The 12,884-nt window shown below is 38.3% G+C and carries 21 protein-coding genes; all 21 read left to right on the plus strand.

Translation table 11 applies throughout. The features are described 5' to 3' along the window. Positions 1–6: 6 nt before the first annotated feature. Entirely contained in the window at positions 7–390 is a 384-nt protein-coding gene (locus JFU54_RS28485) for an ArpU family phage packaging/lysis transcriptional regulator (RefSeq protein WP_085313747.1), read from the plus strand. Between the two features lie 37 nt (positions 391–427). Then, positions 428–673 (plus strand): hypothetical protein, encoded by a 246-nt coding sequence (locus JFU54_RS28490; RefSeq protein WP_201067439.1) that lies wholly within the window; start codon positions 428–430, stop codon positions 671–673. 1,072 nt (positions 674–1,745) lie between these two features. Beyond that, on the plus strand, positions 1,746–2,189 hold the full coding sequence (locus tag JFU54_RS28495; protein ID WP_207192749.1) for a hypothetical protein: 444 nt from the start codon (positions 1,746–1,748) through the stop codon (positions 2,187–2,189). Between the two features lie 95 nt (positions 2,190–2,284). After that, positions 2,285–2,527, plus strand: coding sequence for a hypothetical protein (locus JFU54_RS28500; protein ID WP_201067443.1), 243 nt, complete (start codon positions 2,285–2,287; stop codon positions 2,525–2,527). 84 nt (positions 2,528–2,611) lie between these two features. Continuing rightward, entirely contained in the window at positions 2,612–2,827 is a 216-nt protein-coding gene (locus JFU54_RS28505) for a hypothetical protein (RefSeq protein ID WP_201067446.1), read from the plus strand. Positions 2,828–2,831: 4 nt separating this feature from the next. Next, a complete protein-coding gene (locus JFU54_RS28510; protein WP_201067448.1) occupies positions 2,832–3,026 on the plus strand; it encodes a hypothetical protein in 195 nt (64 codons plus the stop codon). 45 nt (positions 3,027–3,071) lie between these two features. Further along, complete coding sequence (locus JFU54_RS28515) at positions 3,072–3,332, plus strand: DUF2829 domain-containing protein (RefSeq protein ID WP_201067450.1); 261 nt, start codon at positions 3,072–3,074, stop codon at positions 3,330–3,332. Between the two features lie 299 nt (positions 3,333–3,631). Continuing rightward, the gene (locus tag JFU54_RS28520) at positions 3,632–3,880 is read left to right on the plus strand and encodes a hypothetical protein (protein WP_201067452.1); all 249 of its coding nucleotides are present in this window, start codon (positions 3,632–3,634) and stop codon (positions 3,878–3,880) included. A 76-nt stretch (positions 3,881–3,956) separates the two neighbouring features. Continuing rightward, positions 3,957–4,331 (plus strand): hypothetical protein, encoded by a 375-nt coding sequence (locus JFU54_RS28525; protein WP_242489460.1) that lies wholly within the window; start codon positions 3,957–3,959, stop codon positions 4,329–4,331. Beyond that, a complete protein-coding gene (locus JFU54_RS28530; RefSeq protein ID WP_201067454.1) occupies positions 4,318–4,533 on the plus strand; it encodes a hypothetical protein in 216 nt (71 codons plus the stop codon). Before JFU54_RS28525 ends, JFU54_RS28530 begins: the two co-directional genes overlap by 14 nt. A gap of 189 nt (positions 4,534–4,722) precedes the next feature. Next, positions 4,723–5,511, plus strand: coding sequence for a phage terminase small subunit (gene terS / locus JFU54_RS28535; protein WP_201067456.1), 789 nt, complete (start codon positions 4,723–4,725; stop codon positions 5,509–5,511). Beyond that, on the plus strand, positions 5,492–6,769 hold the full coding sequence (locus tag JFU54_RS28540; protein ID WP_201067458.1) for a PBSX family phage terminase large subunit: 1,278 nt from the start codon (positions 5,492–5,494) through the stop codon (positions 6,767–6,769). Before terS ends, JFU54_RS28540 begins: the two co-directional genes overlap by 20 nt. Before the next feature lie 10 nt (positions 6,770–6,779). Then, positions 6,780–8,291: a phage portal protein gene (locus tag JFU54_RS28545; protein ID WP_201067460.1), complete on the plus strand. Its 1,512-nt coding sequence runs from the start codon at positions 6,780–6,782 to the stop codon at positions 8,289–8,291. Between the two features lie 3 nt (positions 8,292–8,294). Beyond that, the gene (locus JFU54_RS28550) at positions 8,295–9,422 is read left to right on the plus strand and encodes a phage minor capsid protein (RefSeq protein WP_201067462.1); all 1,128 of its coding nucleotides are present in this window, start codon (positions 8,295–8,297) and stop codon (positions 9,420–9,422) included. An 11-nt stretch (positions 9,423–9,433) separates the two neighbouring features. Then, positions 9,434–10,078 (plus strand): hypothetical protein, encoded by a 645-nt coding sequence (locus tag JFU54_RS28555; RefSeq protein ID WP_201067464.1) that lies wholly within the window; start codon positions 9,434–9,436, stop codon positions 10,076–10,078. Positions 10,079–10,154: 76 nt separating this feature from the next. Beyond that, positions 10,155–11,051 carry a capsid protein gene (locus JFU54_RS28560; protein WP_201067466.1) on the plus strand — a complete coding sequence of 299 codons (897 nt, stop codon included), beginning with the start codon at positions 10,155–10,157 and terminating at the stop codon, positions 11,049–11,051. 56 nt (positions 11,052–11,107) lie between these two features. Then, positions 11,108–11,347 carry a hypothetical protein gene (locus JFU54_RS28565; RefSeq protein ID WP_201067468.1) on the plus strand — a complete coding sequence of 80 codons (240 nt, stop codon included), beginning with the start codon at positions 11,108–11,110 and terminating at the stop codon, positions 11,345–11,347. A gap of 8 nt (positions 11,348–11,355) precedes the next feature. After that, positions 11,356–11,757 (plus strand): head-tail connector protein, encoded by a 402-nt coding sequence (locus JFU54_RS28570; protein WP_201067470.1) that lies wholly within the window; start codon positions 11,356–11,358, stop codon positions 11,755–11,757. Beyond that, positions 11,754–12,110 carry a putative minor capsid protein gene (locus JFU54_RS28575; RefSeq protein WP_201067472.1) on the plus strand — a complete coding sequence of 119 codons (357 nt, stop codon included), beginning with the start codon at positions 11,754–11,756 and terminating at the stop codon, positions 12,108–12,110. The genes JFU54_RS28570 and JFU54_RS28575 overlap by 4 nt, the downstream gene beginning before the upstream one ends. Beyond that, a complete protein-coding gene (locus tag JFU54_RS28580; RefSeq protein ID WP_201067474.1) occupies positions 12,107–12,457 on the plus strand; it encodes a minor capsid protein in 351 nt (116 codons plus the stop codon). The genes JFU54_RS28575 and JFU54_RS28580 overlap by 4 nt, the downstream gene beginning before the upstream one ends. An 8-nt stretch (positions 12,458–12,465) precedes the next feature. Continuing rightward, entirely contained in the window at positions 12,466–12,882 is a 417-nt protein-coding gene (locus tag JFU54_RS28585; protein ID WP_201067476.1) for a phage tail terminator protein, read from the plus strand. The last annotated feature ends 2 nt before the right edge of the window (positions 12,883–12,884 follow it).

Raw genomic sequence — 12,884 nt, forward strand, 5'->3', positions numbered from 1 at the left:
TCCTTCATGGAACAATTAACTTTATTACCAGCAATCGATAGAGAAACAGAAAAACAGGTTCAGAGAGAAGTAGTGAAAATCCTAAAGGAATACCGCGCATTGAAAACTCGTTTCGAGAATGAAGTGGAGTTAAAACACGAAGGAATCAGTTTGTTCCCTGAGATTAGAAATACGAGACATATTAGTAATATCAAATTTAAACAGATTGATAAGGCATTGCAGTATGTTTTAGATTATGACGAGGCTGAGATTATTAAAAAGAAGTACTTAAATGCGGATAAGCCGAAAGACAGCTTTATTTACACTGAATTATCGATGAAGAAAGATCACTTCTATTATAAGAAGAAAAATGCTATTCGATTGATTGCTACATCTTTAGGGATGATTTAAATATAAATATAAATTTTATAGAAAAGCAGGTGTAATTATGGAAATACCTATCCTAAGTGAGTATGACTACAAATTGAAGGTAATAAAGCTTATGTATACGAAAGAGACATATCATGAGAAAGGGAAGCATCGTGAACATTTAGAGGAGAATGGTTGGGACTATGTAGGGTGTGAAGATGCAGAAGATGATGGGATATTCATGTTTTATTCAAAACGGAAAAGTGAAGGTCAGACAGTGTATACAGTGGATTCACGACCTTTAGAAAAAATTAAATTTAGATAAAAGTGTTATCGCTATCCGAAAACATCGACAAAATCCCGACAAAAAAGGGGACTAAATAGGGGGAATTTTGATAATGAAATCAACGGTATTCTTAATGTACAAGTTCTTTGAAAACCGCATACCGAAGAGGATTAGTACACCTTAACGTATACTGCGGAAGGGCAGGCATGGGCGGTAAGAATCTCGCCGTAAGGGTGGTAAGATTCCCTTAAACTAACTAAAACATATTCCAGTGTGGCGGGTGTGAGATAACTCGCATTCGTCATGCTGTTTTACTTCTCATTGAGTGTATAAGCGTACCGCCTTTCGTTTGTAGGCTCATAGGTAGTAAAACCACCCTGTCATGTGGTTTCTTGATTTCTATGTTAAAACTGGATCGTTTTACCGATGGAATGATGGTTCGTTCGATTGAATGAACTGCATGTTACAAAGAAGTAAAGTCTTATCTATTACATTAGTAATTACTCACGATTTTTATTAATGTAACGTAAGCTGGATTCTTCTTAAACGATTAAACGAGCAGAGAGCTTCCGCTCTTTGTTTGAGCCAATACAGCTGAACATTCCCCTCAGTCTTATGTGTTGGTTCAAACAAGGCGTAGGAAGAAACATATGCGTCTGGATATAATCACGTTGTGTAAACGTAATTGGTGAAAATGACATTAAGTAGCCGACTCCACGGAGTATAAACGAGAGAGTTTTCATTGCTCTCTTTGAGCATATAGGAATCTGTATGTTGAAAGAGGTTATGAACACCTCATACTTTGGGACTTGCTCCCGGCGTAACTGAGCGCAGAATGATCAGAAGACAGAAGTAAGTAACTCGAGCAATACTTACTTCATAACAAGGTTAAAAGAGCATTCTTGCTCTTCTCCCAGTCACCGAACACAGGGCGTGTAGCCATACTAGTTGATGCGGTGATTTGGAGAAGGTTGAGAGCACTCAGCCTTGAAATGATTGCGAAATTCCCCTTTCGTGAATGTTTCTCCCATCCCCTTGAAAGCTGTCACTTCGGTGATGGCTTTTTGTTTTGATGAAGAGGATTGTATCTAATTATGTCGAATATAAGTATTTGCATAAAGTGTACAAAGGAGATGGAGAAATGGGAATGACATATGCTGAATTTAAAGAGACAGTAAAAAAGAGAGAAATACAAGGATACGATGAGTACGGAAGAATTATAGCGGATTTGAACAACATTTATAATGAATCCGAGGATTTCATATTCTTTTACCCAAAGAACTTATGGAATGGCGATAAAACAGAATTAATATTCTTTTTAAAAGATGGTTACTTAACTGTCGAAAAAGAAAAAAATAACTATCAATACAATCATTTTAATTGTAAGTTATTATCTAAGTCGTTAACTAAGGGTAATTATAAACATAATGAACACATATTAAAGTTGAATTTTGATAATGGGAGAGAAATTTTCATTAGCAATATGTTAGATGCTAATGAAGCTTGGCTAGAACATTATACAGATTCCATTATCGATTTATACAAAACTATCTAAAGCATCCATTGCGGGTGCTTTTTTCTTTGTTATATAGAAATTACATATTAAACGTGAATATGAATGGAATGGATATTTGGTTAGGAGGATGAATGATGGAAGAAGTAAAGAATCCTAGAAACAAATTAGATATTGAAGTTAATGTTGATACTGACGAAGCAGAAGTAAAACTTGAACGATTAAAGAAAGCTGCTGAAGGCTGTACAAAAGCATTTGAAGAATTAGGAGATGCAATTGCTAGTGTAGGTACTTCAATTCAAGTTCCTGATGGAAAAGCAATCGCTAAGTCATTAGAGAAAGAATTAGCTCAATTATCACGGTATAAAGGAAATGTGTGATTAAACCAATAGCAATTATCGTAGGCGCTGCCGTGATCTTGGTGGCGTCTTGTTTGTTGTTAAGGGATGATAAGGGGTGAGGGAATGAAACTAACGACGAAACTTACGTTAAACAGTGATGATATGGCTCGTTTAAATCCTAGTCATGGAGATATCATTTTCAATGCTGGTGGTAAAGAGATTATAACACTTAAAAGCAACGGAGATATCTTTGTTAAGGGTGAACTTGTTGAGAATAACAAAGAAGTTGTGGATGGATTGAAAGAGTTCTTGAAGGTTGCTAAGGAAGATAAGGGGTGAGGGAATGATAGCTGTACTTAAAACTGTTAATGGTGATGTTCATATTATGAATGGACCAGCACTATTAGCTTTGTACAAGAAAAACGGCAATAAGTTATTCACGACAGATATCATTTTAGATATCAAAGATGACGATGGGAACATTATGGCGATGTTAAACGCTAAGTATGTAGTCTCGGTTGTATTTGATAACAAGTAACAAAACAAACGAACACAACGAACGAAAATAGAGGAGGAAATAATAATGACGTTTGGACGAGCAATAGTAGCATTAGTAGAAGGTAAAAGAGTAAAGCGTGAAGGTTGGAATGGAAAAGACATGCACCTTTATCTTATAAAAGGTAGTGAACTATCAAGCGGATTAAAATATGGTTATGGTGAGTATGTAGGCGAACCTTCATTTGTTGATACGATCGCAATGAAAACCGCACAAAATACAATTGTTGTTGGGTGGCTTGCATCTCAGACGGATATGTTAGCGAATGATTGGATGATTTTAAACTAAAACTGAACAAAAGTGTAGATAGTTAACAAAGTGAAGTTTATGCAGGAAATAACGGTGGTTAGGTGTTGGAAACCCGCTAAAATAGGGTGTGCATAAAATCATGCATAAATATATGGAATGATATGTAACGGAAAGTGAGTGGTATCAACGATTTCCCGTTATATCAACTTTAAACAACTGCGTATAACAATAATTATGTAAACTAAATAGAAAACTAGATGAATATATTATTAATTTCCCTGTATAAATTAGTTTCGTATTATGGATTTTTAAAAATAAGACTCTTTTGAGGTGATTTCATGCTGATTTATACAGTTGTGATGTGGGACGATTCTGATTCAGATATTATGTTAGCGACAGTGGACAGAGAAGAAGCGTTAAAAGAATTTGAATCATGCGTGGCATTCTCTTTGCAGGTTTGGGAAAAAGGCGAAGTACTAATTGAGATGATTAGTAACGAAGGTGAATACTTTGCTGATGGTGGATTAAAAAGATATCCAGAAAAAGGGCAACAGTTATTTCATGAGATAGTTGAACAATTACAGTAGCGAATCCGCTGCTTTTTTATTTTATAAGGACAGTTTCAAGATGAAACTCTCTTTTTATTTTGGAGGAGGATGAAGGATGGAAGATAAAGATGTTATAAATCATAGGCTTGAAGTCTTAGAAACAACAGCACAACAAATGTATGTGGATAAAATGATCATGCAAGGACAGATCAATACTTTGTCTGTAACTGTAGATGAATTGAGGAATTATGTTGGCGATTTAGAACGCAAGTTATCTGAGAAAGCGGACGTAACTGATATTAAACAAGTAGTTACACGATCTGAAATAATTAAACAGATTAACGATAGTAAATCTGTAGGGATGGATTCTGCGGTTAGAGTTTCGTTAGACGGGAAAGTAATGGTGGAATCTGTAGTTGAGCAAACAGCGGATGCTATCAAGATATCAGCGAATGATATTCAGGGAGCGAGAAAAAATGAAACTAACTAAACAAGAGCAGATGGCTGTCATAGGTAAGTTAATAAATAATGTAATTGGTGTGGAGTTAGTACAACAACATATTGAACCGCAGAAGCTAGAAAAAGCAGTTGCGATGTTTAATGAAATGAACGACAATACAACGCCGAAACAAGAACGAGAGGCACTTATCAGTGTGTTAGATAAGACAATTGATGAATTTCTGAAGGCGTAGACATAAAAAAGGACAAAACTTGTTGGCTTTCAAGTTTTGTCCGATGGCAATGTACCTTTATTATAACAGCTTGTATTTATTTGGTAAATATATAATTCGAATCTTAAACTAAATTAACTAGATATTATCACAAGGAGGAGTTATGACGAATTACTTCCTATTAATATAGAAGGTGGTGGGTGATGTGAAGTGAAACAAAAACACGAGTTAGCTCAAGAAGATTACATGCAAGGAATGAAGTACAAGGAGCTGGCTGAGAAATATGAGGTCAGTGTGAATACAATTAAGTCCTGGAGAAAAAGGCATGGTTGGAATCGAAAAGGGGTGCACCCACAAGATGAAAAAGGATGCACCCAAACTAAGAAAACAGGTGCACCCATTAATAACAAGAATGCAGCAGGGAACCCCGGAAATAGAAATCCTAAATGGGGTAATAAGAATGCTGTTGGTCATGGCCCACCAAAAGGGAACCATAACGCTATGACGCATGGATTGTTTAGAAAGATAATTCCTAATGATGATCCACACGCAATGGAGTTGCTTGATGAAATACAAAACCATACTGAAATAGATATGTTATGGAGTTCTATTCATCTGCAGTACTTTAACATTATGAATTCACAGCGCATCATGCATGTTAGGGATAAGGATGATATGTCAGAGGAAATAACGACGTCTGGAGAAAGCACCACGTACACAATAGACTTTGCTCATGATAAACAAGCAAAGCTGCTTCAGGCATATTCAAAGGCTATGACTACGCTATCCAATTTAATCACTCGTTTCGTGACATTAGCGCACGAGGATGATGAACGATTGCTGAAGATAGCTAACATGCGTCTAATGCTCGATAAGACGAAAGCAGAAACGGAATTCGTTGAATTACGTGCTAAGAAATTACGTGGCCAAACGAAAGATACTTCATTGTTAGATGCATTAATAGAAGGGCGTAAACAATATGAGCAAAACAGCGATTAAGTTTTCACCCAAACAATTAGAAGTAATCTACCGCCCTTACAATTACACATTTGATGTACTGGAAGGGACTCCGCGTAGTGGGAAGACAACAGCAGGTCACTTTAGATATGCTGATTATTTGTCGTGGACCAGGGATACAAACCATTTAATCGTCGCTTATAACCAAGAGCAAGCACAACGTTTATTTATAGACGGAGATGGAACTGGATTACAACATATATTCGGTGGTCTTGCGGAGATCAAGCATAACGAACTAGGATCTCATTTAGAAATACACACGCCGAACGGTATCAAGAAAGTGTTTTATAAAGGTGGAGGAAAGAGTAACAGTGTCGGGGCTATTACAGGTATGTCGCTTGGTAGCGTTGTATTCTGCGAAATCAATCTGCTGAACATGGGGATGATACAAGAATGTTTTCGACGTACCTTCGCCGCGCAGGATCGTTACCATTTAGCAGACTTGAATCCACCTGCTCCTAATCATCCTGTTATATCGGAAGTATTCGACGTTCAAAAAACACGTTGGACACATTGGACGCCTAATGATAATCCGATATTATCAGAACAACGTAAGCAGGAAATATATGATGTTCTTTCTAAAAATCCGTATCTATTAGAACGAGATTGGCATGGGAAACGTGTAATGCCTCAGGGTGTTATTTATTCGATGTTTGATATGAATAAGAACGTTGAGCATGCAGTACTCGGCGATCGTTACGAAATGTTTTTCACGGCAGATGGTGGCCAGTCAGATGCTACAAGTTGCGCTTGTAATATCGTAACTCGTTTCAAAGATAAATTCAGATTAATGCGTGTTGCTCACTACTATCACAGTGGAGCGGAAACAGGACAAGTAAAAGCGATGTCTGTATACGCTAAAGAGATTAAGATGTTTATTGAATGGTGCGTAAGACGATTCCAAATGCAGTACAGCGAAGTATTTGTCGATCCTGCATGTAAGTCTCTAAGAGAAGAACTTCACTTACTAGGGATTAATACGACAGGTGCAGATAACAATGCACATGATGTTAGCGGTTCATCAAAAGGTATGGAAGTTGGTATCGAAAGGCTCCAGAACTTAATGACAAATGAACAGTTTTATATTGTCGAGTGTGACGAATACGATCATTACCACTTTTTAAAAGAAATCGGTATGTATGTGCGTCAAGACAACGGAAGCCCGATAGATAATTATAATCATAGCTTAGATGAAGCACGCTACAGTGGGAATTACTTCTATAACAACTATGTAAAGTAGGTGATAAATAGTGTTTACATGGTTAATCAACAAAGGGAAGGAGCTGCTCTACAAAATGGGCTTAATTTCCGGTATTAAGAAAGTTACCGATAATCGAAAGGTTACCATTGATGAGGAATCCTACAAGCAGATAGACGTTTGGAAGGCTATCTATAGTGGTCATTTCGCTGAATGGCACAATTTGAAATACCAAACGATTGAAGGGCAAAAGCAGCGTAAAATGGCATCGCTCAATATGGCGAAAGTCATTACACAAGAGATGTCTTCTCTTATCTTCAATGAAAAATGCTCTATTAATATCTCTGACGAACAGCTATTCAAAGAGATTAAGAATGTTTTAGATGATAACAATTTCAATAGAGAGTTCCAAAGGTACCTTGAATACATGTTGTCGCTTGGGGGCATGGTTATCAAAGTGTACCACGATGGCGATATTAAATTGACATTCGTCACTGCTGATTGTTTCGTACCTGTATCGTGGGACAATAGCAAGGTAACAGAAGGTGTATTTATTAACGAGTCTACAAAAGCCGGAAAATATTACACGCTTTTAGAATGGCATTTAATCGAACGTGGTGAAGAAGGGCAACAGCAGCACGTAATTAAAAATGAACTGTATGTGAGCCGTAATAAAGGTGAATTAGGCGTCAGAACAGGGCTAAAAGAACTGTATGAAGATTTAGAAGATGAGGTTAGGATAAATGACTTATCACGTCCTACATTCGTATACTTCAGACCTAATACAGCAAATAACCTTGATTTATATTCTCCACTTGGCATCTCGATGTATGCGAACTCTTTAGATGTATTGAGATCTCTTGATATCGCATTTGATAGTTTTCAAAGGGAATTCGTATTAGGTAAGAAACGTATTATTGTCCCTACTTCTGCTATCAAACACGTTGTTGATCCTATTTCCGGGATGTCGCATCGTTACTTTGATTCTAGCGATGAAGTATATGAGGCGATGAAACTTGAAGATACTCAGCAAATCCAGGACATTTCTGTCGAGTTGAGAGTGGAAGAGCATACAGCGGCTATTAACGCTCTATTAAATTACCTATCAATGCAAACGGGATTCTCTGCTGGCGCATTTAGTTTTGATGGTCAAGGGGTTAAAACAGCTACTGAAGTTGTTAGTGAAAATTCTAAGACATTCAAAACAAAACAATCTCACGAAACAATATTAGAAGATTGTATCAGGGACTTAGTTGACGTTATTGTTGATATCGCTTCTTTATATGGAACATTCAGTACTACTGAAGACTACGAAGTAACAGTAACGTTTGATGATTCTATTGCAGAAGACCAAACAGCAGAAATCAACAAACAAATCCTACTTGTTACAAGCGGGCTAACAAGCCGAGTAAAGGCTCTCATGAAGGTTCACGGCATTTCTGAAGAAGAGGCGCAGCAACTTCTAAAACAAATCACAGAGGAAAACAGGATGGCAATGCCAGAGAATGTTGACTTCTTTAATTTAGAAGGGAACCCACAACAACAAAATAACGGAGGTGAGTAATAAATGGCTTTACCTCCTGAGAAATCACAGCAGCTTTCTTTATTCGTAGTTGATATTTATAACGCGATAGAAGAAGAGTTGCTTTTAAATATGGCTAAATTACTAAAAAGGGACATGGACTTATTGTTAACAGCTGAAAATGGTGACCAATTTCAACACTGGCGCATGGTACAGCTGAATAAGTTAGGTACCTTAGATAAACAACAATTAGAGACTCTTGCGAAGCATAGCGGTAAAACGGTAAAAGAAGTAAGAGCAATGCTTAAAGCTGCTGGTTCTGCTGCTATTGCAGATCACGAAGATATCTACAATCAAGCCATGAAATTAGGATTATTAGAAGTAGCGTCTCCGATTACCACTAACGCTGCTTTAATCGGTATTTTGAATGCATACGTAAATCAAGCGCTTAGTACCTTGAATCTCGTCAATACGACGATGTTAAAACACTCTCAGCAAATGTATCTAGATGTGTTAAATACAACTGTCGGTAAGATGCTTGCCGGCACTATAACGCAGCAACAAGCCGTTAGACAGACTATTGCAGAATGGTCTAATAAAGGAATTCCTGGTTTTGTCGATAAGTCAGGAAGGAAATGGAGCGCTGAAGCCTACGTAAATATGGTATGCCGATCAACTAGCAATAACGTAGCTAATGAAATGCAAGATGAACGCATGAAAGATTACGGTGTTGATTTAGTTGAAACAAGTAGCCATACGGGAAGTAGACCGAAATGTGCGCCGTATCAGGGCCGTATCTTCTCTATGAGTGGCAAAAGTAAAAAGTATCCTGCATGGTCCACAACTTCTTATGGAGATCCGGCGGGAATCCTCGGCGTGAATTGCCGACATATTAAGTATCCCTATATTGAAGGGATGTCAACGAAAAGGAACGAACCTCAAGATTACGCTGAGAATGACCGCGTATATAAAGAGAGTCAGAAACAGCGCTCTCTTGAAAGAGACATCAAGAAGGCGAAGCGTGAAGTCATGTTATTAGAAGAACTCGGCGATAAAGAGGGCGTGAAGTTAGCGAAGCAGAAAGTATCCCAACGCCAAGCTAACATGAGAGACTTCATCAAAACTACAGGCCGAACAAGACGACCAGAAAGAGAAAAAATATATACCGCTTAGGAGGGTTTATTATGAAAAACAAATATCGCTTACGTTTAACAAATATGCAGTATTTTAACGATCTAACACCACCCGAACCGGAAGGGGGTGAACCTAATGTAACACCGCCAGTAGATCCAGTTACTCCACCTATTGTACCGCCAGTAGTTGAACCTCCTGCTCCTGTGACATTTACACAAGAACAGTTAGATGCAGCGAAAACGGAACAACAATCAGCGCTTTTGAAACAATTAGGTGTAGAAAACGTTGATCAATTAACGCAAACACTCACTGATTGGAAAGCGCATCAAGAGACACTTAAAACTGATCAAGAGAAGCAACAAGAAGCGCTTACTAACTATCAGAATCAAATCAAAGAACAAGGCGACTCGTTATTTAATCTTCAAGCTGAAAATGCGGCGATTAAAGCGAAAATTAAAGAAGATAGTATAAACGATGTTATTACTCTAGCTAAAACAAAGGTAACTGAAGAAATAGACATCACTAAAGCTATCGAAATGGTTGCTGAACAGCATCCTTATTTTAAAGATGTAGCGGAACAACCACCTATTGATCCAGGAAAGGCGAAACCGACTTTTTCACAAGGTCAACATCAACAAACAACAATAACCGAATCCGAAAAGTGGGCTGCAGCGTTCGGAGTTAAAAAGCAATAGGTTTTTTTAAAAAAAGTCATCTTTATGGATGGCTTTTTGTTTTGCAAAAATACTAAAAGAAAAGAGTGATTTATTAATGGCTACATTAAACTACGCAACACAATATCAAGAGGTCTTAGTTCAAAAGTTTTCTCAAAGCTTAGCTTTCGGCGCACTATACAACACGCCTAACAATGCTGTTGTTAAATGGTCTGGAGCAAAAACGATTCAAATCCCACGTATTAAAGTCGGTGGTTACACTGATGTTAACCGTGATGTTGTTGGTAACACTACTCGCCGCGTTGATAACTCTTTTGAGCCTAAAACACTAGGACATGACCGTGAATTCAAAACTTTAGTTGATCCAGTCGACATCGATGAATCAAACATGGCTGTATCTATCGCTAATATCACTCGTGTATTCAACGATGAAGAAGCAGTACCAGAGCATGATAAATACATGGCTTCTAAATTATACGCTGAATTCACTGGAGCAGGTAAAACAGCTGACACAACTGTTCTTACTCCTGAAAGTTTCTTGGAAGTATTCGATCAAATGATGTTAGAGCAGGATGAAGCGGAAGTGCCGCAAGAGGGACGTCTTCTTTACATCACACCCGCTGTTAAAAAGATCGCGAAAGCAGCTAAAGATTTACAGCGTCAATTTGATATTGGCGGAACTGCTGAGAAAGCTGTTAACCGTGGTGTGTATTCTCTAGATGATGTGACAATCGTTACTGTACCATCTACACGCATGAAAACGGCTTACAACTTCACTAACGGCGCTGTACCTGATGCGACTGCAAAACAAATCAACATGATCTTAATTCACCCACTAGCTATGGTTGCTCCACAGCAATATGAATTCGTTAGCCTGGATCAACCCTCTGCTACAACTGGCGGCAAATACTTCTACTACGAGCGCAAATACTGGGATGTATTTATCTTAGGCGCTAAAGTAGACGGTGTTAAATTCAATATTACTTCTGCATAAGAGAGGCTTTCATAGCTCTCTTTTTCTCTTTTATATAAGAAAGGAATGGTGGTTAAATGAGTAACACGGTAAAAGTAAAACGATTAAACAAAGTATTAAACATTGATAAAGACTTCTTGACTAGCTATCTGAATGACGGTTTCGACCAAATCAACGACGAAGGTAAGATTCTGAAACGCGCTACTGGCGGCCGTAACATTTCGGTACAAGAGTACAATCAAACGCTCGATAAAATCGATGAGTTAGAGGCGGAAATTGCAGAATTAAAGGCTCCTAAAAAATCAGCCGCTAAGTAGGTGATTACATGCTTTATATAACTATTGATTACTACAGAAACGAATATGAAGGGACTCCGGTTGATGACGATGTGATGCTGAATCGGATGATTAAAAGAGCCTCTGATGTAATTGACCAAATGATCCATTACAAGTTGGAAGGCATCGATTTTGACAAGGTAGCCCCATTCATTAAGAAACAAGTAATGAAAGCTGCTGCTGCTCAAACTGAGTTCATCGCCTTATACGGGGAAACCTCAAGTAACGTTATGGTAGAGACGCCTGTTATGCAGGTAGGAAAGTTCCGTTATGGGTTATTGCGTGGCGGTAAGACAGAAGGCGGAACAAGCGTGGATCCGAGTTTCTCGCATGGGGCTATTAAATTCTTAAAGCCTACAGGGTTGCTATACAGTGGGGTGAGCACACGATGATTAATATCATTCCTATCCCGCTGCACATGTTAATCCATAACGTGGAGTATCACGAATACATCGAAGACGGTGACATTTGGGGTGGCTCATCCGCTTCCTACAAACCGCCCATCACAATCAAAAGAGTGCGAGTACAACCCAATGAGAAGGTGTACAACGCAACTACAGGAGATAGCGTGACGTTTCAGTCGATATTATTCCATGACTCTATCAACTCGGAATTTCCTAATCAAATTTTCAAAGAAAAGTCGAAAATCGTGTGGAACGGAAAGGAAATGTACATTAAAGAAGTTGAGCCACTTTATACTACAAATCCTAACAGACCGCACCACACGGAGTTATACCTTCAATGATTAGGGTTAACGTTAGAGTTGACACTCATCAAATTGAATCAAAGGTTATGGAGGCTACACAAAAGGCTCAATTCGCTTTAGATGAACAAGTGCTGAAGGATAGCAATTTTTACGCTCCTGAAGATACTACAGAACTAAAACGATCCGGCGTCAGATACAGTCGACCGGGTGAAGGTCATGTCGGATGGGACACGCCGTACGCCCGTCGTTTGTATTACAACCCACAATATAATTTCTCTCATGATGTGAACGTTAACGCGCAAGGACTTTGGTTCGAAGCAGCTAAAGCGGCTCATACAGAAGATTGGAAAAGAATTGTGGAACAAACAATGAAAGATAATCTGTAGGTGATCACATGAAATGGCTTATTGAGAGTGTGATTAAGCATTTAAATACACTGCCACAAAGTGTTATATTCGCTCGTATCAAAGCAAACAACCTTGACGTCGGTGCAGATGGTAAGCCGCGCAAGAGTATAGCCGTACGGATTATTCCATCCGTTCCGGGTGAACAGTACTTTGACGGTGAGACAATCCGTAAACAGTTTCAAATACTCGTTAAAAGCGAGAACGAATTAGAAGCAATGGAAAGTATAGATGCAATGGCAGAGGCTCTTCATAACTCTCACAGACGCACTTTTTACAGTATAGATAGTTCTTATACTCTGATTAGTCTAGTGAAGTATGTAGAGCCTAATTTCGTTGATAAAAACGCTGCTAACGAGTCTATATTTACAGCGCTATTCACTACCGAACTAGTAAAGGGAGGATAACT

Origin of the sequence: Bacillus sp. TH19 (genome assembly GCF_016651075.1) — a bacterium.
GTDB classification, from domain to species: Bacteria; Bacillota; Bacilli; order Bacillales; family Bacillaceae_G; genus Bacillus_A; species Bacillus_A mycoides.

What these genes read in the sequence shown, in the direction of transcription:
- JFU54_RS28485 (WP_085313747.1), top strand. Translation starts at nt 7, where the DNA reads ATGGAACAATTAACTTTATTACCAGCAATCGATAGAGAAACAGAAAAA.
- JFU54_RS28490 (WP_201067439.1), top strand. Translation starts at nt 428, where the DNA reads ATGGAAATACCTATCCTAAGTGAGTATGACTACAAATTGAAGGTAATA.
- JFU54_RS28500 (WP_201067443.1), top strand. Translation starts at nt 2,285, where the DNA reads ATGGAAGAAGTAAAGAATCCTAGAAACAAATTAGATATTGAAGTTAAT.
- JFU54_RS28505 (WP_201067446.1), top strand. Translation starts at nt 2,612, where the DNA reads ATGAAACTAACGACGAAACTTACGTTAAACAGTGATGATATGGCTCGT.
- JFU54_RS28510 (WP_201067448.1), top strand. Translation starts at nt 2,832, where the DNA reads ATGATAGCTGTACTTAAAACTGTTAATGGTGATGTTCATATTATGAAT.
- JFU54_RS28515 (WP_201067450.1), top strand. Translation starts at nt 3,072, where the DNA reads ATGACGTTTGGACGAGCAATAGTAGCATTAGTAGAAGGTAAAAGAGTA.
- JFU54_RS28520 (WP_201067452.1), top strand. Translation starts at nt 3,632, where the DNA reads ATGCTGATTTATACAGTTGTGATGTGGGACGATTCTGATTCAGATATT.
- JFU54_RS28525 (WP_242489460.1), top strand. Translation starts at nt 3,957, where the DNA reads ATGGAAGATAAAGATGTTATAAATCATAGGCTTGAAGTCTTAGAAACA.
- JFU54_RS28530 (WP_201067454.1), top strand. Translation starts at nt 4,318, where the DNA reads ATGAAACTAACTAAACAAGAGCAGATGGCTGTCATAGGTAAGTTAATA.
- JFU54_RS28540 (WP_201067458.1), top strand. Translation starts at nt 5,492, where the DNA reads ATGAGCAAAACAGCGATTAAGTTTTCACCCAAACAATTAGAAGTAATC.
- JFU54_RS28550 (WP_201067462.1), top strand. Translation starts at nt 8,295, where the DNA reads ATGGCTTTACCTCCTGAGAAATCACAGCAGCTTTCTTTATTCGTAGTT.
- JFU54_RS28555 (WP_201067464.1), top strand. Translation starts at nt 9,434, where the DNA reads ATGAAAAACAAATATCGCTTACGTTTAACAAATATGCAGTATTTTAAC.
- JFU54_RS28560 (WP_201067466.1), top strand. Translation starts at nt 10,155, where the DNA reads ATGGCTACATTAAACTACGCAACACAATATCAAGAGGTCTTAGTTCAA.
- JFU54_RS28565 (WP_201067468.1), top strand. Translation starts at nt 11,108, where the DNA reads ATGAGTAACACGGTAAAAGTAAAACGATTAAACAAAGTATTAAACATT.
- JFU54_RS28570 (WP_201067470.1), top strand. Translation starts at nt 11,356, where the DNA reads ATGCTTTATATAACTATTGATTACTACAGAAACGAATATGAAGGGACT.
- JFU54_RS28575 (WP_201067472.1), top strand. Translation starts at nt 11,754, where the DNA reads ATGATTAATATCATTCCTATCCCGCTGCACATGTTAATCCATAACGTG.
- JFU54_RS28580 (WP_201067474.1), top strand. Translation starts at nt 12,107, where the DNA reads ATGATTAGGGTTAACGTTAGAGTTGACACTCATCAAATTGAATCAAAG.
- JFU54_RS28585 (WP_201067476.1), top strand. Translation starts at nt 12,466, where the DNA reads ATGAAATGGCTTATTGAGAGTGTGATTAAGCATTTAAATACACTGCCA.